This window comes from Bacilliculturomica massiliensis (genome assembly GCF_900605495.1).
In the GTDB taxonomy this organism is placed as follows: Bacteria; Bacillota; Clostridia; order Peptostreptococcales; family Anaerovoracaceae; genus Bacilliculturomica; species Bacilliculturomica massiliensis.
On record NZ_LR027601.1, the window covers coordinates 124,933 to 147,272 of the forward strand.

General features: G+C 51.1%; 18 protein-coding genes. All 18 read left to right on the forward strand.

Annotated elements, in window-relative coordinates:
• The 18 genes from hisIE to E0E37_RS05715 all read left to right on the forward strand — a co-directional run bounded on the left by hisIE (nucleotide 1) and on the right by E0E37_RS05715 (nucleotide 22,340).
• Nucleotides 1–645 (forward strand): bifunctional phosphoribosyl-AMP cyclohydrolase/phosphoribosyl-ATP diphosphatase HisIE, encoded by a 645-nt coding sequence (gene hisIE / locus E0E37_RS05630; RefSeq protein ID WP_130862013.1) that lies wholly within the window; start codon nucleotides 1–3, stop codon nucleotides 643–645.
• On the forward strand, nucleotides 645–1,466 hold the full coding sequence (locus tag E0E37_RS05635; protein WP_130862014.1) for a histidinol-phosphatase: 822 nt from the start codon (nucleotides 645–647) through the stop codon (nucleotides 1,464–1,466). The genes hisIE and E0E37_RS05635 overlap by 1 nt, the downstream gene beginning before the upstream one ends.
• Nucleotides 1,467–2,966: 1,500 nt before the next feature.
• Nucleotides 2,967–4,259, forward strand: coding sequence for a TrkH family potassium uptake protein (locus tag E0E37_RS05640; RefSeq protein ID WP_130862015.1), 1,293 nt, complete (start codon nucleotides 2,967–2,969; stop codon nucleotides 4,257–4,259).
• 27 nt (nucleotides 4,260–4,286) lie between these two features.
• Nucleotides 4,287–4,961 carry a potassium channel family protein gene (locus E0E37_RS05645; RefSeq protein WP_130862016.1) on the forward strand — a complete coding sequence of 225 codons (675 nt, stop codon included), beginning with the start codon at nucleotides 4,287–4,289 and terminating at the stop codon, nucleotides 4,959–4,961.
• Between the two features lie 194 nt (nucleotides 4,962–5,155).
• Complete coding sequence (locus E0E37_RS05650; protein ID WP_165445221.1) at nucleotides 5,156–5,512, forward strand: cyclic-di-AMP receptor; 357 nt, start codon at nucleotides 5,156–5,158, stop codon at nucleotides 5,510–5,512.
• 554 nt (nucleotides 5,513–6,066) lie between these two features.
• Nucleotides 6,067–6,750: a nicotinamide riboside transporter PnuC gene (pnuC, locus tag E0E37_RS05655; protein WP_130862018.1), complete on the forward strand. Its 684-nt coding sequence runs from the start codon at nucleotides 6,067–6,069 to the stop codon at nucleotides 6,748–6,750.
• On the forward strand, nucleotides 6,747–7,781 hold the full coding sequence (locus E0E37_RS05660; RefSeq protein WP_130862019.1) for an AAA family ATPase: 1,035 nt from the start codon (nucleotides 6,747–6,749) through the stop codon (nucleotides 7,779–7,781). The genes pnuC and E0E37_RS05660 overlap by 4 nt, the downstream gene beginning before the upstream one ends.
• A 172-nt stretch (nucleotides 7,782–7,953) precedes the next feature.
• Nucleotides 7,954–8,886, forward strand: a complete 933-nt coding sequence (locus E0E37_RS05665) for an NUDIX hydrolase (protein WP_165445222.1) — start codon at nucleotides 7,954–7,956, stop codon at nucleotides 8,884–8,886.
• 58 nt (nucleotides 8,887–8,944) lie between these two features.
• The gene (locus tag E0E37_RS05670) at nucleotides 8,945–9,991 is read left to right on the forward strand and encodes a hypothetical protein (RefSeq protein ID WP_130862021.1); all 1,047 of its coding nucleotides are present in this window, start codon (nucleotides 8,945–8,947) and stop codon (nucleotides 9,989–9,991) included.
• Between the two features lie 219 nt (nucleotides 9,992–10,210).
• Complete coding sequence (locus E0E37_RS05675; RefSeq protein ID WP_130862022.1) at nucleotides 10,211–11,227, forward strand: ornithine cyclodeaminase family protein; 1,017 nt, start codon at nucleotides 10,211–10,213, stop codon at nucleotides 11,225–11,227.
• Nucleotides 11,228–11,241: 14 nt separating this feature from the next.
• Complete coding sequence (locus E0E37_RS05680) at nucleotides 11,242–12,384, forward strand: aminotransferase class I/II-fold pyridoxal phosphate-dependent enzyme (RefSeq protein ID WP_130862023.1); 1,143 nt, start codon at nucleotides 11,242–11,244, stop codon at nucleotides 12,382–12,384.
• 56 nt (nucleotides 12,385–12,440) lie between these two features.
• Nucleotides 12,441–13,721, forward strand: coding sequence for a GNAT family N-acetyltransferase (locus E0E37_RS05685; protein ID WP_130862024.1), 1,281 nt, complete (start codon nucleotides 12,441–12,443; stop codon nucleotides 13,719–13,721).
• Nucleotides 13,722–13,823: 102 nt separating this feature from the next.
• Entirely contained in the window at nucleotides 13,824–15,026 is a 1,203-nt protein-coding gene (locus E0E37_RS05690) for a M20 family metallo-hydrolase (protein WP_130862025.1), read from the forward strand.
• 980 nt (nucleotides 15,027–16,006) lie between these two features.
• On the forward strand, nucleotides 16,007–16,462 hold the full coding sequence (locus E0E37_RS05695; protein ID WP_130862026.1) for a helix-turn-helix domain-containing protein: 456 nt from the start codon (nucleotides 16,007–16,009) through the stop codon (nucleotides 16,460–16,462).
• Complete coding sequence (locus E0E37_RS05700; RefSeq protein WP_330548545.1) at nucleotides 16,452–17,363, forward strand: HipA domain-containing protein; 912 nt, start codon at nucleotides 16,452–16,454, stop codon at nucleotides 17,361–17,363. The genes E0E37_RS05695 and E0E37_RS05700 overlap by 11 nt, the downstream gene beginning before the upstream one ends.
• Before the next feature lie 1,740 nt (nucleotides 17,364–19,103).
• On the forward strand, nucleotides 19,104–19,790 hold the full coding sequence (cas6, locus tag E0E37_RS05705; RefSeq protein ID WP_246019640.1) for a CRISPR system precrRNA processing endoribonuclease RAMP protein Cas6: 687 nt from the start codon (nucleotides 19,104–19,106) through the stop codon (nucleotides 19,788–19,790).
• A 19-nt stretch (nucleotides 19,791–19,809) separates the two neighbouring features.
• Nucleotides 19,810–20,778 carry a DUF6602 domain-containing protein gene (locus E0E37_RS05710; protein ID WP_130862028.1) on the forward strand — a complete coding sequence of 323 codons (969 nt, stop codon included), beginning with the start codon at nucleotides 19,810–19,812 and terminating at the stop codon, nucleotides 20,776–20,778.
• On the forward strand, nucleotides 20,775–22,340 hold the full coding sequence (locus tag E0E37_RS05715) for a Cas10/Cmr2 second palm domain-containing protein (protein ID WP_130862029.1): 1,566 nt from the start codon (nucleotides 20,775–20,777) through the stop codon (nucleotides 22,338–22,340). The genes E0E37_RS05710 and E0E37_RS05715 overlap by 4 nt, the downstream gene beginning before the upstream one ends.

A 22,340-nucleotide genomic window follows, 5' to 3' on the forward strand; every position in this document is an offset into this window, starting at 1 on the left:
ATGGAACAACCGACCCTGAAGTTCGACGAAAAAGGTCTGATTCCCGCCATCGTGCAGGACTATTATACAAAACAGGTGCTGACCCTGGCCTACATGAACCGGGAGAGTCTGGAGATCAGCATCCGCGAGCGCAAGACGTGTTTCTTCAGCCGCAGCCGTCAGGAACTGTGGAGAAAGGGAGAGACCAGCGGCAACAGGCAGCACATAGCGAGCATCTATGCGGACTGCGACGGGGATGCGCTGGTGGTGGAGGTCGTCAAGGACGGTCCTGCCTGCCACACGGGCAGCGAGAGCTGTTTTTTCCAGCCGCTGTACATAAGCGAGGAGATCACACCTTTTTCTTATGACGGGTTATACGAGCTGATCAGAGGCAGAAAGACAGAGCCGAAGGAAGGCAGCTACACCACTTACCTCTTTGAGAAGGGTCTTGACAAGATCCTGAAAAAGGTAGGAGAAGAATGTACCGAGGTCATTATCGGAGGCGCAAAGCGGGATAAGGAAGAAACGGTCTACGAGATCGCTGATCTGGCTTATCACGTTATGGTGCTCATGGTAGAGGCCGGGATCGGTATGAAAGACGTCACCGCGGAGCTGGCCAGGCGCCACGTGGTGGATCACAAGGTAAAACAGGAGCGAATGAAATAATGACGATCTTATCGAATGCACATACCCATACAACGTACTGCGACGGCAAAAACAGCGCGGAGGAAATGGTTGAGGCGGCCATTGCCAGGGGGTTTCAGTGCCTGGGCTTCAGCTGCCACGGCTACACTCCCTTTGACGAGAGCTATTGCCTGACTCCCGGGGCTACCGGCCGCTATATCCGGGAGATCCGGGCGCTGCAGGAAAAGTATCGCGGTACCATCGACATCGTTCTGGGAACGGAATGGGATTATTATGGGCAGATCGACAGAGAGGATTACGACTATATTATCGGAAGCGTGCATTACATCCAGAGTCCGCTGACGGGGAAATTCTATACAGTGGACAGCACGCCGGAGGAGCTGGACGAGTGCCTGGAAGTAGGCTTTCACGGAAATGTGATGGCCATGCTCACCACTTACTATAACGCGGTGGCGGATATGGCGGTCAACGGCAGGCCCGACATTCTGGGACATTTTGATCTGATCCGCAAACTCAACAGCGACGGCAGATTCTTTGATGAGGAGTCGCCGGCTTACCTGCACATCGCCGTGACGGCGCTGGAAAAAGCAGTAAAGTCAGGCGTGGTGATCGAAGTCAATACGGGAGGCGTCTACAGGGGCTACAGATCTACGCCCTATCCGGCGGACACGCTGCTGCGGACGATCCGGCGTCTGGGCGGCAGGGTGATCGTTTCCTCCGACGCCCACGACACGGAGAGTCTGGGCTTTCAGTTCGATGAGACGGAAGAACGGCTGCGGCGCATAGGGTTCACGGAGGTCCAGGTCATGACAAAGGACGGTCTGCGGGCGCAGAAGTTGTAGAGTCGGCGGTGACAGCCGGTGCGGCAGCTGGTGCGGTCTGACAGTTGAGACGGCTGTCGGAGAAATTTGACAGTCGGGACGGCAGCTGGGGCGGCTGTCGGGATAGCAGGGAGATCGCCGGACAGACAGAATGGGCAACAGGCCGGAGGGCGACCTGCCGATCGGACAGGCTGGCCGACCGGACAGGCTGGCTGGCTGAGAACCCGGGAGAATTGGATTTTCTTAATATTCATTATAAAAGGCGTAAGTTTTATTTGCATAAGTTTACTATTCATGAAGGGCACTGCCGGCGATCTCGGCGGCGCCTTCTTTTTATGTCATAACATGAAACAGCGGTTGATCGAATACATGAGGAGATGCATTTTTTCTTTTTGCCCTCTATCAACACCCAGAAAAGAAAAAAACAGAGGGTATAACAGGCAATTTGATTGCAAGTCTTGTCGTTTTATGTCGCTTTTTTCTTTTTGAAAGCATATTTACATTAAAAACGAAAAATATTTACCATATTTTTTAAAATGGATATATATTATCCATTTTATTTTCGTTTTTGAGGATTTTTTACCGGCAAAAAGAAAAAATCCAGAAAAACGTCCTCACATTTCCCTTTTTCCACTGGCCGCGGTCACTTGCCGGATTATTTCAGATTTCGGGAGCGTCCGACGATGCAGCCGAGCTGTTTCTGGCAGTGATATCAGTGTTTGCGTTGCAGGGGATCGAAATCAAGTGTGGCGGAACTCCACATGATGGTCCGCCATTGTCAGGATCCGTGGGGGCCTGTGCCGTGAGACTTCACAATATCGATTTTGGGATGCTGATCCATGCACTTGTAATAAGGAGTCGAGCCTCTCTGTCTCATAAAATATAGGGACCGCATAGGGGCGGCGATTCTTGTCCTGTGGAGGACGTTTCGGCTGCAGATATTGTCGAAAAAAATACGCGTTTCGGTTACACGATTCGACAAAAGGTTTGCCTGCAAAGTAGTATCGTATCATCTATTATAAAGCGGATCGACACAGGGCTTGACCAATGCAGGGCCGACCGATACAGGATCGACCGACACAGGATCGACCGGACAGGATCGACCGGACAGGATCGACTGGCGCAGGATCGACTGGTGCAGGGTCGACCGGCGCAAGGCCGACCAATGCAAGGCCGACCGGCGCAGGTCCGATCGACATAGGGCTTGACTAATGCAGGACCGACACAGGATCGACCGACGCAGGGCCCACCGACGCAAGCCACCGCCCGCCTATGCCGGGACTCGTCGACGCAGCGCCGGCCCATGCTGATCCGGCCAGCGGCTAAGGAAGGCCGGGATGCAGGACGGGATGCGGGCTGGGATCCGAAACCGCGGAGAGGTAAGGCCGGGATCCGCAGATCTGCTCCGTGAATGAGGAAATAAAAAGACGGCAATCATCTTTGATAGCCGGATATTCGGCCGGCGGAAGAGGAGCTTCAGCCGGCTTTACGCACGTAAAGAACAGAGAAAGAGGGATTGTGATGGATTATGTGAAAAAACTGGCGCCGGGGAGATTGATCGCCCTGGGCTTTGCGTCGGTCATTGCACTGGGAACCGTGCTTCTCAGCCTGCCGGTCTCGGCCCGCGAAGGGGTGAGGGTACCGCTTCTGGACGCGCTGTTCACATCCACCAGCGCCGTGTGCGTCACGGGACTGGTGGCGGTGGATACGGCGGATACGTTCTCCGTGTTCGGCAGGACTGTGGTCGCTCTGCTGATCCAGATCGGCGGTCTGGGCGTCACATGCGTAGGCGTGGGATTTATTTTGCTGGCGGGTAAACGGATCAGTTTCAAGAGCAGGCTGATGGTGAAGGAAGCCTGGAATGTTTCCACCCTTCAGGGACTGGTCCGCCTGGTACGGGCCGTGCTGATCATGACGCTGATCATCGAGGGCGCGGGAGTGCTGCTCTCCCTTCCGGTGTTTCTGCGGGATCACGCTCCGGCGGACGCTCTAGGGATCAGCGTGTTTCACTCCGTTGCCGCGTTCAATAACGCCGGTTTCGATATTTTGGGAGGCATGCGGAGCCTGATACCGTACCGGGACGACGTGCTGCTGAACCTGACAACCTGCGCGCTGATCATTCTTGGAGGCATCGGATTTCTCGTCATACTGGATGTGCTGGAAAAGCGGCGTTTCAAGACGCTCAGACTTCACTCGAAGGTGGTGATCCTACTGTCTGTGATCCTCATAGGAGCGGGGACGTTGGTCCTGAGGATGACGGACGATCTCACCTGGCTGCAGGCATTTTTTCAGAGCGTATCCACGAGAACGGCGGGCTTCGCCACCTGTTCTATCGGAGATCTGAGCAACGCCGGGCTGCTGGCGATGACGCTGCTCATGTTCGTGGGAGCGTCGCCCGGGTCGACAGGGGGCGGCATCAAGACCACTACGCTGTTCGCTATGTTTCAGGCTATCCGGAGCGTTGCAACCAATCAGGCCCCGGCGGCTTTCCACCGTACGATCCCTCAGGTGGTGATCGTTAAGGCCTTTCACATCATGCTGCTGTCCACACTGTTCGTCTACACGGGAACATTTCTGCTCTGTATTCTGGAACCGGAGTACTCTCTGATCCAGTGCCTTGTGGAGGTGACGTCCGCTTTTGCTACAGTGGGCCTGTCCACGGGGATCACGCCGGAACTTGGCACCGCCGGAAAACTGCTGATCATATTGGTCATGTACGTCGGCCGTCTGGGCCCGCTGACCATCGCGTCGCTCTGGGCTTTCCGGCCAGAGGCGCAGATCCATTATTCGGAAGAGAATATTACCATTGGGTGAGTTGGGTGCGAGAAGGAGGCATAAAAAATGAACAATAATAAAACGCCGGAATCCTACGGGATCATCGGGCTTGGCCGATTCGGCATGTCGCTGGCTCAGGAGCTGGCTCAGGCGGGAAAAGATGTGCTGGTCATCGACGAGGATGAAAGCAAAGTAAAAGAGATGCGGGAGTATACGGAGCAGGCCTTCGTGTGCGGAAAGCTGACGAAGGAGGCGCTGGAGGAGGCGGGGATCCAAAACTGCGATGTAGTGGTGGTCTGTATCGGAGAACGGCTGGACACCAGCATCCTGACCACGCTCAATGTAGTGTCGCTGGGCGTTTCCAAGGTCATCGCCAAAGCTACCAGCACAGAGCAGGGGATCATACTGGAAAAGCTGGGGGCGAAGGTGGTCTACCCGGAGAGGGACATGGCTGTGAGACTGGCGAAGAAACTGCTGTCCAGCAGTCTTTTGGACTATATCTCCCTGAACAATGACATCGATGTGTCGGAGATACAGATCACCGATAAGCTGGTGGGGAAAAGCATCGACGCGGTGAACTTCCGAAAGTCTTTCGGGCTGACGATCATCGCGGTGGAGCAGGGTCAGGAGACGAGGACAGATGTGGATCCCGACTATATCTTCAAGAAGGACGATATCGTGGTGGTGATCGGCGGCAGCCAACAGATCCGCGATTTTGAGAAGCACATGGCAAAGCGTTAGAACGTGCTGCCCCAGACCCGCCGCGGCCAGGGATTATCGGAGACGCGGATTCCAGCCGCCCTCATGAAATGAGCCCCGAAGGCGAATCTCATTTCAGAAGATAACTTTTTTATATGAATTCACGCCGGAGTGACGTATAATAAAAGCAGAGGATGTTGACGCAGCGATATCAAATGAGAATAGGGGTGTGGCAAATGGATGAACTGAAGAGTGGAAAGCTGATAATGGCTGTCATGCAGAAGGATGATTATGAAAATGCGGTGGAGGAGCTGAACCGGCGCAGCATTTTTGTGACGAAGCTGAGTTCCAGCGGCGGTTTTCTGAAGAAGGAAAACATCACGATCCTCATCGGCGTGCCTGATGATAAGCTGGAGGACACGCTGAACGTGCTGAAAACCAGCGCGGGCCGCCGGAAGACCACGGTCTACACCCAGGCCGCCTCGGCGCCAGGGGTATTCGGCTCCGGGGTGAGCACCACCATACCCGTGGAAATGGAGACTGGAGGAGTGACGGTCTTTATTATGAATATGCAGGAATTCCATAAGTTCTAAAGTTCTGACGTCCTGTCGAAAGGCGGATGTCCCGAACAGCCGGCGCGCTGAGGGACATCCGCCTTTTTAACATAGAAAATATCGTCCGTTTATATTTCCGTATGCTTCAAAACAGTCACCTTGCAGACTAAGCCGCAGGGCGAATCCTGTTTTTTAAGGAAACAATTTTATGGCTCAAAAAGAGCCGGGCTGCCCATTGGCGGGAAAGAAGGCGCCAGCTGGAAAAGGAAAAAAGAAAAAGGTGAGAAGCAGGTTGACAAATATGAGATGAATGATATTATATTGATAATATCAAATAGATAATAACATAAAGACGGCAATACCAGATCGACGACCCGTCCGAACGGCCGAACGGCCGGACGGCGGGAATGGCGATGGGATTAAAGGGATTGGAATAAAGGGATTGGAAGGGATCGGCATGTAAGATGCTCATCAGCGGCGCGCCGGGAGACGAGACAGGACCATTCGGCAAATTGAAAAAAATGCCGGCCTTTCCATTGCGGAGAGGGCGAACGTACAGCAAGATTTTTATGCAGCAGAAAAGAGGGTAAAAAATGGGGGAATTACTGAGGAGCGAACTGCGGGGATGGAAGGTCTGGGAGGTCCTGTGGCTGATCACGGCGGCTACTGTGATCACGGCGCTGTCGGTGTATTGGAAAGACGATCTGATGGGTATCATCTGCGCGGCCACCGGCGTTATATGCGTAGTGTGTACGGGGAAGGGCAAGCTGTCCGCCTATCTCTTCGGGGCCGTGAACACGCTGCTCTACGCCATCATCGCCTGGAACGCCCGTTTTTACGGGGAGGTAATGCTGAATGCGCTGTACTATTTTCCGCTCCAGTTTTACGGTTTTTACGTGTGGTCGAAACACATCGACCCGGATACCGGCGAAGTGGAAAAGAAACGCATGACCGCCCGCTGCAGAGGCGCGTTGTTTGCCGGTCTGCTGGCCGCCGCTGCGGCCTACGGTCTGCTCCTGGAACGGCTGGGCGGCAGCCTGCCCTATGTGGACGCCCTGAGCACAACAGCCTCTGTGGCGGCTATGATGATCTCGGTGAAGATGTATGCAGAACAGTGGATCCTCTGGATCGCGGTGGATATTGTGACCGTGTTCATGTGGGCCTTCGCCTTTGCAGGCGGAAACGACAGCATCGCCACGCTGCTGATGTGGATCGTGTATCTGGGCAACGCAGTGATCATGTACGTGAAGTGGAACAGGGAGGCGAAACGGGGATGAGATACAAGACAGGAATGTACGGCGGGTCCTTCGATCCGCTTCACATCGGACATATTCACGATATGATACGGGCAGCATCCGTGTGCGAAGAACTGTACGTCGTTCTCAGCTGGTGCGAGGGACGGGAATCCACGCCGAAGGAGCTGCGTTATCGCTGGATATACAGCAGTGTCAGCCACCTGTCCAATGTGAAGATCCTGCTCATCGAGGATAAGGCCGTTACCAAGGAAGAGTACGATTTCGATTTTTATTGGGAAAAGGGGGCTGCCGATATCAAAGCCGCGGTGGGAAAAACCATCGAAGCAGTATTCTGCGGATCGGATTACCTGGGGACGGAACGCTTTGAAAGGCTGTACGGAGCGGAGAGCGACGTGGTCTACTTCGACAGAAAAGAAGTGCCGATCTCGTCCACGGAACTGAGGAACGGCATCTTTCGCCACTGGGCGTACATACCGCCGGCCTGCAGACCTTATTATGTAAAGAAGGTTCTGATCGTCGGAAGTGAGAGCGCGGGAAAATCCACACTGGCGCAAAATCTTTCTCTGGCGTATAATACCAACTTTGTCAGCGAGGTGGGCCGCGAGACATGTCAGGCAGCCGGAGGAGAGGAGTACATGACGAAGGATGATCTGATAGAAAATCTGGTGCGTCAGAAAGCGGATGAGATCCGCGCGTCGGAACACAGCAACCGCCTGCTTTTTATCGACACCGACGCGGTGACCACCGAATTTTACGCCCGCTTTCTGCTCTCCGATGAGAAAGAGATTCTGGATTGCTGCAGACTGGCGGACGCCATCTGCCAGGTGAACCGTTTTGATCTGATTTTGTTTTTGGAACCGACTGTGGATTTTATACAGGACGGTACCAGAAATGAGACCATCGCTGCTGACCGGGTCAAATACAGCCGGCAGATCAAAGAACTTTTTGACAGCCGGGGTCTGGAGTATGAGACGCTGGACGGAGACTATCTGTACCGCTTTGACCGGGCAAAACAGCTGATCAGCGAACGCTTCGGGATCGAGACCGTGTAGGGGGGCAGGGATGGGCGGCCGGAACAGACAGGGGGGGACGGAAGCCGTGTGCGGCGCAGGCGTACGTAAGCAACAGTTACAGCGGAATCAATGTAACCTTGAAAGATCAGTCCTGTTCAGATAAACTGAAGGCAGTCGATATAAGGGAAGAAACCGGATCGGAGGAAATACAGTGAGCGAGGGCAAAGGGCCGGGAAGATACGGCAGAACAGAGGGCAGGGAGGAAGAGTATTTTCTGTCTGAGTATGAACAGGAGAAATATGAGCGGCCCTCCGTGGCTGCCGATATCGTGACGATCACCATCCGCAAGGGTAAAAGCGCTAACTTCCGGAGAGCGCCAAAGCGGTATCTGTCGCTGCTGCTGGTCAAAAGAGGGCAGCATCCTTTCCGCGGCTGCTGGGCGCTGCCGGGAGGGTTTCTGAGAAAAGGAGAGAGCATCGAGGAATGCGCGCTGCGGGAGCTGCGGGAAGAAACCGGCGTGGACCGCGTTACACTGCTGCCCCTTGAATGTTTCAGCGATCCGGGGCGCGATCCGCGGGGCTGGATCATATCAAACGCCTTTATTTCTGCGGCAAGCCACGAGCAGTACCAGCTGACGCCGAAAGCGGACGCAAAATGGTTTGACGTCAGATACCGTCCAGTCCGCAAGGGCGGGGAAGCCGGAGATGCAGAGGACGCAACTCTTCTGTGGGGGGATGCGGCAGCGGAGACCGACCACCTGCTGACGCTGACTGACGGGGAACTGACGATCCGCGCTCTCCTGCGGGAACGACGCTGCAAGTTCGGGAAAATAGAATTTGAGATACTGGAGTCGGAGGGAATCGCCTTCGATCACGCAAAGATCATTGCCGCGGCGATCCACAAGCTGAGAAAAGAGATCCACGACAACGAGATCGGCTTCGAGTTCGTTCAGGAGCTTTTTACACTGGCAGAGCTGCAGCAGGTCTATGAGGTCATACTGGACGAGTCTCTGCTGACGCCCAATTTCAGAAGGAAACTATCGGAATACGTGGAAGCTACTGAGGAAGTGACGACAGGAGCGGGCCACCGCCCGGCCAAACTGTTTCGAAGAAAGGAAGGGGCTCCCAGGCGTGAAGAACACTGAACTGGGGCCTGCAGGGGAGCCGAAAGGATACCCGATGACACAGGGAGAAGAGACACACATGGATAAAGATGATTTTGCAGAGTTTTCCCGTCTGATCGTCACGCAGATCAGAGAGAATGAGGAACACCCGCTGCACAGGTTTTGCGCCTGCGGCTATTACCCGGATTTCTTTTCGATGTTTGAGACGCTTTACAAAAGAGGATATCTGAATACGCACAAGAGGAAGAAAGCGTTCCTGAACCGTTTACAGCTTCGCGGCAGCTATGATGAAATGAAATTTTGCCAGGGAGTCTCCGAGCTTTTATTTCTCTACTATGCTGTGGATCGTCATCTGGATTTTTCCGCGGATCAAAAACTTCTGACGGACGCCAATACCGACGTGGATCTGCAGATCAAAGAAGGAGATTTTCGATACAACATAGAGATTAAATGTCCGGCCTTTGAGATGGACCATTGGAACGTGCTGAAAATAGACCCGTCTTTCCGGGCGCTGCCAGATCGGGAATCGCATCTGCGCGAAATGTGTAAACTTGAGAGCGAGATCGCGCAGCCGGCCGTGGAAAAGAGCGGGGGAAGATTTACGCATTATGAAGTCAAGAAAATAGCGGATGAGAAGCTGAGAGATTTTTTGAGATCGGGGCAGTCAAAATTTCCCGAAAGCGACGACCGGTCCATTAATATTCTGGCGGTATCGGTTCCAATCAACAATTTTGAAAACTATTGGTCTTTTCTCTTCAATCAATTTTCCGGACTCTTTGTGAGAGAGCAGAACGGCATCTGCCCTCCCGCCGAATACGATAAAGTCGATATTGTCTATTTGACCTCTCTGGTAACGGGACATCTGCGGCCGAGGGATGGTTATAACTCGTGGGATCTCTCCTCCTGCTGCAATTTACTGTGCAGAAATCCATTCAGCCGCAAATACCGGCGGCAGTCCTATCGAGGCTATGAAGAGGCGACGCGTATTCTTCCAAACTCTACCGAGCGCTTTGACGCGTTTTACGCTGAGTTCAAAGTCTATGCGGAAGAGAGACAGCTGCCCTTGCAGGGACTGATGTTTTCCGCTTTTCTCGCAGAGCATTTTCCTCATCTGTGGAATCAATAGATGGTAATTTCCAACGCAGACCTGTGCCGCCCAGTTCAGAGATGGGGCCGAGCATCCATGTATTCGTGTTGATTTCTTGCGGGATAATAGTTGAAATCTCAGAAACCAGTATATTTATATTATTTTATAAAATGGAAGCCTTGATATTAAGCCCGTTTCATTATATATTAAATCTGTCCGAACATTTAAACTTTTTGCGCGGAAGAATGGAGGGGCAAGATGAAAATCACGATTCTGAGCCGTAAGGAGCTGGAGAGGGTCCTGGAAATGCCAAGAGTCGTCCATGGCGTCAAGGCAGTGTACAAATTAAAGTCGCAGGGCGATACGGTGGTCTGGCCGCTGGTGGAGCATCAGTTTTCAGGGAGTGAAGCCGTCATGGATATCCGGTCCGGAGGCGTTTTCGGCGATATCAATCTGCACGGACTGAAAATGCTGAACAATTTTCCGGAAAACGCAGCCGTTGGGCTGCCGGTATTCACGGGAATGCTGATGGTGTTTGACTCTGATAACGGTCTTCCCCTGGGGGTAATGGACGCCGCATATATTACATGTATGCGGACCGGAGCGGCAGGCGCCATCGGGGTGCAGACGCTGGCCAGACCCGAATCTGAGGTGCTGTTTATGCTGGGCGCCGGCAAGCAGTCCATCTTTCAGATCGCAGCCACGCTGACCTGCATGCCCGGGATCAGGAAGGTGTATATTGCAGACGCTTTAAGCCAGGAGAATGCGGGGGATTTTGCCGAGAGCTGCCGCAACCGGCTGAAGGAAGGGTTTGGCATAGACAGGCCGGACGTGGATTTTACAGCATCCACAGATATGGCGCGGGACATCGGAGAAAGCGATATCGTGATCACCATTACACCGGCCCGCTCGCCCGTCATTAAAAAGGAGTGGATCAGACCGGGCACGCATTTCAGCTGCATCGGCGCGGATATGGCGGGAAAGGAAGAGATCGACGCGGAACTGTTCCGGGGAGCACGGGTCTATGCCGACGATATCAATCAGTGCGCGAGAGTGGGAGAAATGGAAATTCCCATCAAGACCGGCGTCATTGCAAAGGATGATGTGATCGGGGAAATCGGCCAGGTGCTGGCCGGAAGGATAGAGGGAAGAAAAACAGCGGAGGATATTACGATCTTCGACGCTACAGGCCTGGCGCTGCTCGATCTGGTCACGGCGAAAAGCGCGATCGAACTGGCCGCCGAAAAAAATCTGGGCACGGTTGTGGAGATATAGAGGGGAGACGACGGATGAAGATTGATAATTTTGTATTGGAAAACTGGTTGAATCCTGCCTGCGAGAGCGAAAAGAATAAAGTCTATCTGGGAGGCAGCTGCGTACTGCCGCTGACCGTGGAAGAATTATTCGAGCTGACAGGGGAGAGCCTGGAAGACTTCCTGGAAGAAGTGAAGCATATGAATCTGGGATACGCAAATTTTGCAGGCACGCCGAGACTTCGCAGAGCGGTGGCAAAACTTTACAGAGAGGTGCGGCCGGAAGACGTGGTCCTGGTACACGGCGGAACCGGCGCGAATAACACGGTGGTCATGACGCTGATCGAGCCTTCGGACAATATCATATCCATTATGCCGAATTACCAGCAGTTCGATTCGATCCCCAAATCCATCGGCACGGAGGTGCGGCAGGTGGATCTGAAGCCGGAGGCGGGCTACCGCCTGGATCTGAACGAGGTGAGACAGGCGGTGGACAGCAATACGAAAGCCATTTTGTTTACGAATCCCAATAATCCCACGGGCGCCCTGCTGAGCCTTGAAGAAATGGAGGAGATCGCTGAAATTGCCAGATCGGTGGACGCCTGGGTCGTCTGTGACGAGATGTACAGGGGGCTCAAAGATGAATACATGCCTTCCTTCGCGGATCTCTATGATAAGGCCATCGTGACCTGCAGTTCCTCTAAAATCTATTCGATGGCAGGCACACGGGTGGGCTGGATCATATGCAGGGATGAAGAACTCAGAAGGGAGCTGTTCAACCGCAGATCCTATGATTCCATCTGCGGCGGGGTATTTGACGAGTGGATCTTCGCCATTGCCCTGGAGCACGCGGACAAAATTTTCGCCCGCAGCAGAAGCATCGTCAGGAAGAACAAAGCCATCGTGGACCAGTGGCTGAAGGGACACAAATACGTACATCAATATGCGGAATCCTACGGCACCACCTATCTGATCCACTATGATCTGGATGTGGACGCAGAAAAATTCTGCGACGGTCTGTTGGACAAAAAAGGCGTGCTGGTCTGTCACGGAGATTGCTTCTATATGCCGCACACCTTCCGGCTGTCCCTGTCCCATGCAGAAAAACTGGAAGAGGGACTGCGGCTTATCGACGAATATATCGGCGAGTTGGCCGCGGCGGGCAAAGGGATGAAATAATTACATTGCAATTCTGCGCCGGTTGGCCTCACAGGCCGGAGAAAGGAGGCGAAGGCATGAAGGAAAGAGAAATAAGAGCGTTGACGCCGGACGATCTGACGGATTATACAGGGCTGTATCTGAACGCGTATCCCTCGGGGAAGGATCTGTCTGAAGCGTGCTTCGACAAGTATTTTAAACGCAGCCTGCAGGCCATGGGAGAATACCCTCACGTGCATTTCTTCGGACTTTTTGAAGAAGGAACGCTGATCGCGACCATGAAGCTGATCGATTTTGATATCAATCTCTTTGGCCAGATGAGAAAGGCTACGGGACTCATGTCCCTGGGCGTACATACGCTGCACAAGAAAAAAGGCGCCGCCAGAGATATGGTCCGTTTTTTTGAAAAATATACGGTGGAATCAGGAACAGCCGTTTCCGTGCTTCTCCCGTTTCGGATCGATTTTTACAGAAAGCTGGGCTATGGATGCGGTACCAGGCTGGACGAATACCACATTCAAATGGAATATCTGCCGGAAAACAGGAACTTGTCCCGGTTGCGGATGCTGAGCAAGAGCGATATGGGAAAGATCGTGGACTGTCACCGTGAATTTGTCAGGAGAAATCACGGCGCGCTGGATAAATTCGAAGAAGAGATCCGCGATATGGAAAGCGACGACGAGATCCGGCGCATAGGGTATTTTGAAGAGGGACGGCTGAAGGGCTACGCGGCGTTCACGTATGCCGGAACCTCTGACCACAACTATACGCTCAACATGATGGATGTAAAAGAATTGATCTACCACGACCAGGAAACGCTGAGCGCGCTCTTAGGCGGTCTCAGGCTCCAGAACGATCTGGCGCAGACTGTTAAAATACGCAGCGGCGAGCCGGATTTTTTCCATCTGCTCCGGAGCCCTCAGGACGTCAGCGGAAACTATATCGATTTTGGGTTTCTCCAGACAAATGTTTCCGCAGTGGGCACGATGTACAAGATTCCGGAAATACGCAGGTTCATCGAAGACACCAGCCACAGGGAATTCCCGCCGGAAGATCTGACCGTCGGGTTTTGCGTGCGGGACGAAAACGGTGAAGCGGAGCAGCGGTTTGCAGTCGGATTTGCCGCAGACGACAGCCGGAGCCGCTGGTCCTATGCCGGATCGGAAAAAGCATTTTCTGAGGCGGAGGTCCACGTGGCCTGCAGGCTCTCCGACCTGAGTTCCCTTTTTATGGGGAGCGCGGAGTTTGGGGGACTGGAAAGACTGGGCGTCATGAAAACGGACGATCCGTCGTACGTGGGGAGACTGGATCTGTTGTTCCATGCACGGCAGAAGCCCTTTAGCAATACTGATTTTTAACTGAGCGGAGGTCCCTTCTGCGGTCTCGTCCATAGAAGGGAAAGACAGGAGCGTAGAGTGTTTCAATATCATGAAATTCTAAATCGGGGTGAGGAGATCCAGATGCGTCTGAGAGAGCTGGGGGCGGTCTCCAAAACAGAAGGAGTGCCGGGAATTTGGCGGGCAGTCCACACCGATTCGGACTGCCGGGGCAAAGGGCTGATCGCGCAGTGGATGAAAGAAGCCGGGCTGCAGGTCCGGGAAGACTGTTTCGGAAATATTTACGGCCGCTTGGAAGGAGAAGTACCGGAGACTATATTGACCGGGTCTCATGTGGATACGGTGAAAAACGGGGGACTTTATGATGGGGCGTGCGGTGTAGCCACAGCTGTCAGCGCGGTGGGCGCTCTGGTCAAAGCCGGCTGGAAGCCCTATTACTCTGTGGAAATAATCGGAATAGAAGAAGAGGAAGGAAGCCGTTTTGATCTGCTCTATCCGGGAAGCCGCGCCATCGTGGGCCATCTTCTCACAGAAGAACTCGATAGCCGGGATGAAAACGGAATCGTACTGAAAGAACTGATGGAAGAAAAGGGCTATGACTGGAAGCGCATTTCTGAGGCAGACCGGCGTGGGGACGTGAAAGAGTTCATAGAACTTCATATTGAGCAGGGGGCCGTTCTCGAAAAGGAGGGGCTGTCCATCGGCCTGGTGGAACACATCACCGGGATGATGAAAGCAGATGTGGCGATCTACGGCGAGCAGAATCACGCCGGGACGACGCCGATGTATCTGCGGAAGGACCCTGTGGTGAAAACAGCGGAACTGATCCTGAACATGACAGAGCGCGTAAAGGAAATCTCGCGTTCAGCCGTTATTACCATAGGCGAACTGGACCTGCAGCCAAACGTGTCAAATGTGATACCGGGGCGGGTTCATTTTGTGATCGATATGAGAGACGGAGACGGCGCGGCGCTGCTGGACGCAAAAAAAGCGGTGGAGCGTATCATTCACAGTGCTGAGGACGACGGCTTCCGTACGGAACTGAAAATATACAGTTATAAAGAGCCGGTGTCCTTAGACGCCGGCCTGGTGGACTGCTTGGAAGAGGCGGCGCGGGAAGCCGGAGCCGCCTATAAAAGAATGAACAGCGGCGCGGGACACGATTCCATGGCTATCGCAGGAGAGATCCCGACCTGCATGATATTCATTCCCAGCGTAGATGGGATCAGCCATTCGCCCCAAGAGTACACCAGACCGGAAGATCTGGGCTGGGGCTGCGAAGTTTTGGGAAGACTGTTGGTGAAACGGGCGAAAGGCAGGAAATGAAGCAAACGCGCCCCAGGCAGACATCCGTCTGCCGTGTCCCCGGACGTGCATGCAAAAATCAGGGCCGGGGAGCCGGATCGATCTGACGTTGCGGTTCCCCGCCTGCAGAATGCAGGATCCATTGATATGGGCTGAAATGCTCGGGCGACTTGACCTTACACCAGCGATCCGATATCGTAAAATTGAGTGGCGGATAATGAAGAAATACCTGTGATCGATCAATTACAACGGATTTTTACAAGGTGATGATAAGGGAACGGAAGGAAAAAATCATTGATTACAGCAGGGATCGGCTAATTGAAGCTGGAACCTAGTCTTTCACATCAGCAGCGGGTTATCGCTACTGATGATCCAATATATTTTTGTGGCTTTTAGATGTCTGCATCACAAAACGGTTACTTTATGTTGGATCGTCTGTACAGATTCTGTTGTAAGCTAAGATTTAGAGAGCTGTCTTGACTTGGAATAGGTGTTCCGATATAGTTAAGTCAGGCGATGAATGGGGCTTGATAAGAGTGGATCATAGTTTCAATGATTGGGAATCCTGAAAAGGCAGAACGGCAAACAAGGATCATCAGCGCCAAGTGACGGATCGTTTCAAAATGAACAAAAGGTAATAGCGGTGCGAATGTGAAGCGAACATAAAATCTCTGGGAGATTCGCACCTAAAAAATTTGTATGCGATGGGATGAGGACCGTAGGAATTTGGGTGGTATTGCCCGCGGGGAAACGGTTTTCTTGTGTTTTGCTGTCAGGCTCTGTGCGGGCCTGTGGATTGAAATTGCAGCACAATCCCGCTGCCTCCACGACCTGCGTATGGTCAGGCTCTGTGAGAGCCTGTGGATTGAAATTGCGATATGACAGCCGTTTTGTATTTTATGATAGTCAGGCTCTGTGAGGACCTGATGATTTCATTGTAATGATCAGGAACACGGTGGCGTTGTGTTTTAATCCGATATAACGAAAGAGCGTGATGAATAATGACATTTATGGAATTAATAGAAAAGAAAGGTCATTCTCGATACAGTTTATCCAGATTAAGCGGTGTTCCCTGGTCTACGCTTTCAGATATATGTTCCGGAAAGACAAGCCTGTCCAGCAGCAGCGCACAGACGCTTTCTAAGCTGTCTGAGGCGCTGGAGATATCGATAGAAGAAATGCTGCGCTTAGAGACAGTGCATGATGATAGAGAATCGGCAGGAAAGCCGGAGGATAAGGAATATTTAGAAACAAATCTATCTCCGCATCTAAGGAATGCAATAGAAGAGTACAAACGGGGAGAAAAGGAAAGTGTCTCTTATCTGGACTGCTTATGGGGAGAGCTGTATGGTTCGATCAATGCCGACTTTTGGTCAGGCTGCATCTCAGAAGAACAGGCGGAGTATCTGAGAGAGAAATATCTATATAGAGAAGAGTGCGAAGGAAATGATGATTGATTTTACCACCTGTGCTGTAAATAAATACAAAGCTTATGGGGGAGCGAATGGGAATAAAATTAATATTTCCTATGAAAACGCGAGTTATATGTTGAAGTTTCCACCGGTACCGAGCAAAAATAAGGCGATGAGTTATAGCAACAGCTGTATTAGTGAGTATCTTGCCTGCCATATCTTTCAGTTACTGGGGATACCCACACAGGAAACAATACTTGGCACTTATACTGATAAGCGTGGGAAAGAAAAGATCGTGGTCGCGTGCAGGGATTTTACAACCGATGGTAAAAAGCTCATGGAATTTGCTCACCTAAAAAACACCTGCATAGACAGCGAACAGAACGGATATGGAACAGAGTTAACTTCGATCCTGAAAGCGATAGAGGAGCAAACACTTATATCACCACAATACCTGCGGACATTTTTCTGGGAGCAGTTTATAGCAGATGCGCTGTTGGGCAATTTTGATCGTCATAATGGAAATTGGGGACTCTTAATTGATGAACAGCGAAAAAAAGCTGAAATAGCCCCTGTCTATGACTGTGGATCTTGTCTGTATCCACAGCTGGATGTCGAGGGTATGGAGAAAGTTTTAAACAGCGAATCAGAAATCAACCAGCGAATTTTTGTTTTTCCAACAGCAGCGATCATGAATAATGGCAAAAAAATATCCTACTTTGATTTTATTTCATCCTTACAAGATCCGGAGTGTAACGAAGCGTTAAAGAAAATAGCGGCGCGGATCGATCTTAGCAAGATCAATAATCTAATTGAAGAAATACCTGTGATCGATCAATTACAAAAGGATTTTTACAAGGTGATGATACGGGAACGGAAAGAAAAAATCATTGATTACAGCAGGAATCGGCTAATGAAGTTGGAATCTAGCCTTTCACATCAGTAGAGGTTTATCACTACTGATGATCAAATATATTTTTGTGGCTTTTAGATGTCTGCATTACAAAACGGTTACTTTATGTTGTATCGTCTGTACAGATTCTGTTGTAAGCTAAGATTTGGGGAGCTGTCTTGACTTGGGATAGGTGTTCCGATATAGTTAAGTCAGGTGATGAATGGGGCTTCATAAGAATGGATCATAGTTACAATGATTGGGAATGCAGAAAAGACGGAAAGGCAACAAGGATCATCAGAGCTAAGTGGTGGATCGTTTCAAAATGAACTAAAGGTATTAGCGGTGCGAACGTGAAGCAAACATAAAATCGCTGGGAGATTCGCACCTAAAAAATTTTATTTTTATGTAAGATATTGGTTTGAGGCTGGTATGCGATGAGATGAGGACCGTAGGAATTTTGGTGGTATTGCCCGCGGGGAAACGGTTTTCTTGCGTTTTGCTGTCAGGCTCCGTGAGAGCCTGTGGATTGAAATACGTTTTGGGTCAAATGCTCTGAGTCGGGCAAAACGTCAGGCTCCGTGAGAGCCTGTGGATTGAAATTGGGTGAAGACAGCAGAGACGGGAAAGACTCTTTCGTCAGACTCCGTGAGAGCCTGTGGATTGAAATAATTACAGATCTTAATTTTCCATTTTTCAAAAGGTCAGGCTCCGTGAGAGCCTGTGGATTGAAATTGTGCGACGGCGACGATCTGACCGGCTACCGTCTCGTCAGGCTCCGTGAGAGCCTGTGGATTGAAATTTGCTTCATCCTCTGTCCATGTTTGGTTATAATTGTCAGGCTCCGTGAGAGCCTGTGGATTGAAATTGACAGAACGGCGTCTCTCAAACTCTCCATACTGCCGTCAGGCTCCGTGAGAGCCTGTAGATTAAAATTCCCTGCGGCCCCGCCGGGCCGGTCTGCCTTCATTTGCAGGCTCCAGAAGAGCCTGTAAATGAAATTCCTCAGTGTTTGCTGCAATTTTTGTCATTATCTGATTCGCAATCGCATTCTCAGGCATATTCCTACTAAAAATTTAAGGGTTTATGGAAACTTTTGTGGTATAAAGCAAAAGAATGCTATATAATGTATCTAAGGTCCTAATGCGTCCCATTTATGGTAAAGGAAGCGATTCCCCCGTGGGGCTGAAGGCGGTCTACATAAAGCTGACCGCGGGAATACCTTAAGGGACCGAACAGCCATGATGGTCTGTCATGGGTCTGTTCTTCAAATACGACCTCCAATTTTTTCCTATATCGTTGACTGACAAACGGATGTACATTTGGAATTGCAAATACCAATTCTATTTTAAGTGATCATAGGGAGCAGACTCTTAATATTTCCGTTTTGCTGGCAGATTCCAATGGTTCATTGGGAAAAAGGGCAGTGCTGACTGGTTTTTTGCGCCCCCCGCGGGCCATCAGCCGGCCTTCGCCCTGTAAAATTTGTCTTTGAAACTGTGCGGCCCTTTGTCAGCGGAGTATGAACGTGGAGCTCCAATAAAGTGAAATACAACAGGGAGAGATGGCATGTTTGAATTTATGAAGATATTAACGTTGCGCGCGAGATATGAATGTCTGCAAAACGGATCGCTGCCCAGCTATCTGGGCTCTACGATACGCGGGATTCTGGGACACTGTATACACGATTTTTACTGTCACAGTCATAAAAACAAAAAATGTTTTTTATGCGAGGAACGGGAACGCTGTCTTTATGTCCAGTGCTTCAGCAATACAGGGGGAGAGGCGGGAGCCGTGAATCCATATACCATATATGTACATGGACAAGCGAAGGAAAAGTGGGAGAAAGGGGAGCGCTGTGTTTTCGACATTACCTTATTTGGGAAAGGAACCGAACAGGCAGGAGTCTATCTGGATGCCCTGATGGCGGCGGAGCAGAAAGGCTGGGGCGCAGAACGGCTGATGTTCAGACTGGAACAGGTCGTAGAACCGGATTCCGGGACAATCATTTATGCCGGTGGGAAAAGTTTTATTCGAAATCTTGAGGCCAAACCGCTTTCCATAAGAGAGAGAAACGCCGGTTATGCCTGTCTTGTATTCGATACCCCTCTCAGAGTGGTATCAGGGGGAAAACTGTTTTCAAAACTGCCTTTTCCTATGCTGATCCAATTTCTTACACGGAGGATCTCGCTGTTGACAACGAAGTACACGGATGTACGTCTGGAGTGGGACATTGAGGAAATGCGTTCTCTGGCCGCGTCGGTCAAGACGGTTGATGAGGACTGGAGGGAAGTGCCTTTTTCCAGATACTCGATGAACAGGCGGGATGGAAAGCTGGAACTTGCGGCTAAAACAGGGTGGATCCTGTACGGGGGAGAGTTGTCCCGGTTTGTGCCGATCCTGGAGATGGGGAAATACCTTCGGGTGGGAAAAGGCGCGACGATCGGGTTTGGGCACTATGAGGTTTTCTACGACAAATAAGCCAAAGGAGGAAATGAAAATGGGAGATGCTGCTACTTACGAGGACGTCATACTGAATATTGCCGAAAATTATAAAGGGCTTGAGAGCTCGATTGCAAATCAGCTACTGCTGAATGTTTCGAATCATCATTCGACGGAGGGCTCATACAGAGAGGCCGTATGGCAGTCCTTATTTGAGATGATCATTCCGAGAAAGTATTGCATTGAACAGGGTGTGTTTATCATCGACTCCTACGGTCATAAGTCGAAGGAAGTGGATCTGGCCATTTTCGACGAGCTTTACACCCCTTACATATTCAATTACGGCAAGATCAAATTCATTCCCATTGAGGCTGTGGCTGCGGTTGCACAATGCAAGAGCCAGGAACTGACACGAAAAAAAATTGAAGAATGGGTGGATGCGATTGACGCTTTAATCCCATCGCTGGACTCCGTGGTCAGAATGGTAAACAAAATGGTCGATAACATGGAAGACAATCCGGATATATCAAACAAGCATCTAGAAGTAACGCAAACGGCCACCAGGCCTGTGAAATTGTTGTGCACACTGGCTGGGAAAAGGGCCATAAAGAACTACGAAAACAAATTTGACATTCTCTTAGGAGTGGATGCAAAGAAGCGGAAATTGATCAAACTCATACCGAAGGAGGAGCAGAGTCTGGAAGCCTGGAACAAATCGCTGAATCATGCGTACGACAGGATCGAGGATCCGGATGATAAACAGGAAAGAAAGAATAAAGAAAAAAATTTAAAAACACAAAGGCAGCATCTTCTTTTGGATATGAAAGTACCCCGAAACGATATAGAGGAAGAGGAGAACGTGATTTTATCCCTGATTTTTCAATTAAATCAGCTTCTCATGGTTATCAACAATCCCATGCTGTTTCCGCACAGAGCATATGCGAAGCGGATCAGCGATATTCTGGAGAAATCGAGCCAAAGCAAAGGAGAAAAAATCGAGCCCAAAGCAAAGGAGAAAAAAGGATGACTAGCAGGAAAAGTAATTATATCCTGGCCAAATACGACGTCAGCGGGATTCAGGATTACATTTTTGCCACAAACCGCCTGCGGGAAAACGCAGGCGCGTCCTACCAGGTGACCAGAATACTGGAAGAGTTTCTAATCGAAGCCTTTCGAGAAGCGGCGGAGCAGGAGAACGCAGCGATTATTTTAGATTGGAAACACGAAGAAAAACTGCGCCTGCCGGAAGACGAAACGATCAAGGCTGAGATCATATATATCGGAGGCGGAAATGCGGTGGCCCTTTTCCGGGGAATGGACCTGTTTCAGAGAATTGGGGAAATATTGGCAGTGAAAGCGGCTGTAAATTGTCAGGGACTGAACCTGGCGGTTGCCTATATTGAAACAGAGCTGCAAAATTTTTCGGAGGACAGAAGCAGGCTGGATCGGGCAATGGAAGAAGGGAAGCGCAGGACGGGCCGTCAGCCCCTGTATGCGCCCTTTCCTGTAGTTGACCGGGATAATGAAAGTTATCTGCCGATCACTAGCCGTATCTGTTACGGGAAGAATGGGGAGAATGTGACCGGGATTCAGCTTCAGAAAAGAAACGCATATAAAAACATCAGAAGCTGCCGGAGTCTGTTCCCTTCGATCGGGAATGAAGCAGACTATGGATATCCCGAAGAAATGGAACAACTGTGCAGAGATCATGGAGAGGACAGCAGGATCGCGGTCGTTCATATTGACGGCAACGGGATGGGCGACCGTATGAACAGGCGGCTGCAGGGACACGGGGGATACGCGGAAGGGGTTTCCGCTACCCGCAGGGAATCGAGGGAAATCGCAGAGCTGTTTCAGGACACCTATGCGGAAATACTGAAAGATCTGTGGGATGCGAAGATGTTCGTAAACCGTGAGGGACAAGATAGTGAAAAAGATGAGGAAAAAATATTTCCCCTACGCCCTGTCATATTGGACGGCGACGATTTCACCTTCCTGTGCAGAGCAGAACTGGCCGTCCCTGCTGCAGCCGGGTTTATAAGGAAGCTGATGCAGAAGCAGGAGGGAGAGGAACAAAAGATCACAGCCTGCGGAGGGATCGCGTTTGTTCACAGCCATTTTCCGTTCCGCGTGGCGTATTCCATTGCCGAGGAATCCTGTTCCCGAGCCAAGGAAAGATGGTATTTAAAAAAAGGGGAAATGGGAGGCGGTCCAGCGCTCGGTTATCTGGACTTTCAGGTAATAATGGAAAGCGAGGCGGAACTGTCGGATAAAAATATAAAATGGCACAAACGCCCATACGCCATTGGCACGGAAGACGAAGAGACGGGTGGGAATTCGCTGAAAATGTTGTTCGATACCTTGATAAAGATGGAGAATTGGCCTTCCGGAAGACTGCATAAAATTTACCGCGCGATCCAGGAAGGCAGTGACGCAGTGGAATTATTAAAGCGTGAGTTTTCGTCGCGGGGGTATGAGATTGACGATCTGATCGGCGGGCAATGGCAGGATTCTGCGCTGTTTGACGCGTTGGAGCTTCAGGGAATGTGCCGGACGGATCTGCTTGAGAAGTTTTTAGATATACAGTGA

Coding starts and splice junctions, on each gene's coding strand:
- E0E37_RS05680 (WP_130862023.1), top strand. CDS start 11,242: ATGAAGATTGATAATTTTGTATTGGAAAACTGGTTGAATCCTGCCTGC.
- E0E37_RS05675 (WP_130862022.1), top strand. CDS start 10,211: ATGAAAATCACGATTCTGAGCCGTAAGGAGCTGGAGAGGGTCCTGGAA.
- hisIE (WP_130862013.1), top strand. CDS start 1: ATGGAACAACCGACCCTGAAGTTCGACGAAAAAGGTCTGATTCCCGCC.
- E0E37_RS05670 (WP_130862021.1), top strand. CDS start 8,945: ATGGATAAAGATGATTTTGCAGAGTTTTCCCGTCTGATCGTCACGCAG.
- E0E37_RS05715 (WP_130862029.1), top strand. CDS start 20,775: ATGACTAGCAGGAAAAGTAATTATATCCTGGCCAAATACGACGTCAGC.
- E0E37_RS05710 (WP_130862028.1), top strand. CDS start 19,810: ATGGGAGATGCTGCTACTTACGAGGACGTCATACTGAATATTGCCGAA.
- E0E37_RS05700 (WP_330548545.1), top strand. CDS start 16,452: ATGATGATTGATTTTACCACCTGTGCTGTAAATAAATACAAAGCTTAT.
- E0E37_RS05690 (WP_130862025.1), top strand. CDS start 13,824: ATGCGTCTGAGAGAGCTGGGGGCGGTCTCCAAAACAGAAGGAGTGCCG.
- E0E37_RS05640 (WP_130862015.1), top strand. CDS start 2,967: ATGGATTATGTGAAAAAACTGGCGCCGGGGAGATTGATCGCCCTGGGC.
- E0E37_RS05660 (WP_130862019.1), top strand. CDS start 6,747: ATGAGATACAAGACAGGAATGTACGGCGGGTCCTTCGATCCGCTTCAC.
- E0E37_RS05635 (WP_130862014.1), top strand. CDS start 645: ATGACGATCTTATCGAATGCACATACCCATACAACGTACTGCGACGGC.
- E0E37_RS05685 (WP_130862024.1), top strand. CDS start 12,441: ATGAAGGAAAGAGAAATAAGAGCGTTGACGCCGGACGATCTGACGGAT.
- E0E37_RS05645 (WP_130862016.1), top strand. CDS start 4,287: ATGAACAATAATAAAACGCCGGAATCCTACGGGATCATCGGGCTTGGC.
- E0E37_RS05650 (WP_165445221.1), top strand. CDS start 5,156: ATGGATGAACTGAAGAGTGGAAAGCTGATAATGGCTGTCATGCAGAAG.
- pnuC (WP_130862018.1), top strand. CDS start 6,067: ATGGGGGAATTACTGAGGAGCGAACTGCGGGGATGGAAGGTCTGGGAG.
- E0E37_RS05695 (WP_130862026.1), top strand. CDS start 16,007: ATGACATTTATGGAATTAATAGAAAAGAAAGGTCATTCTCGATACAGT.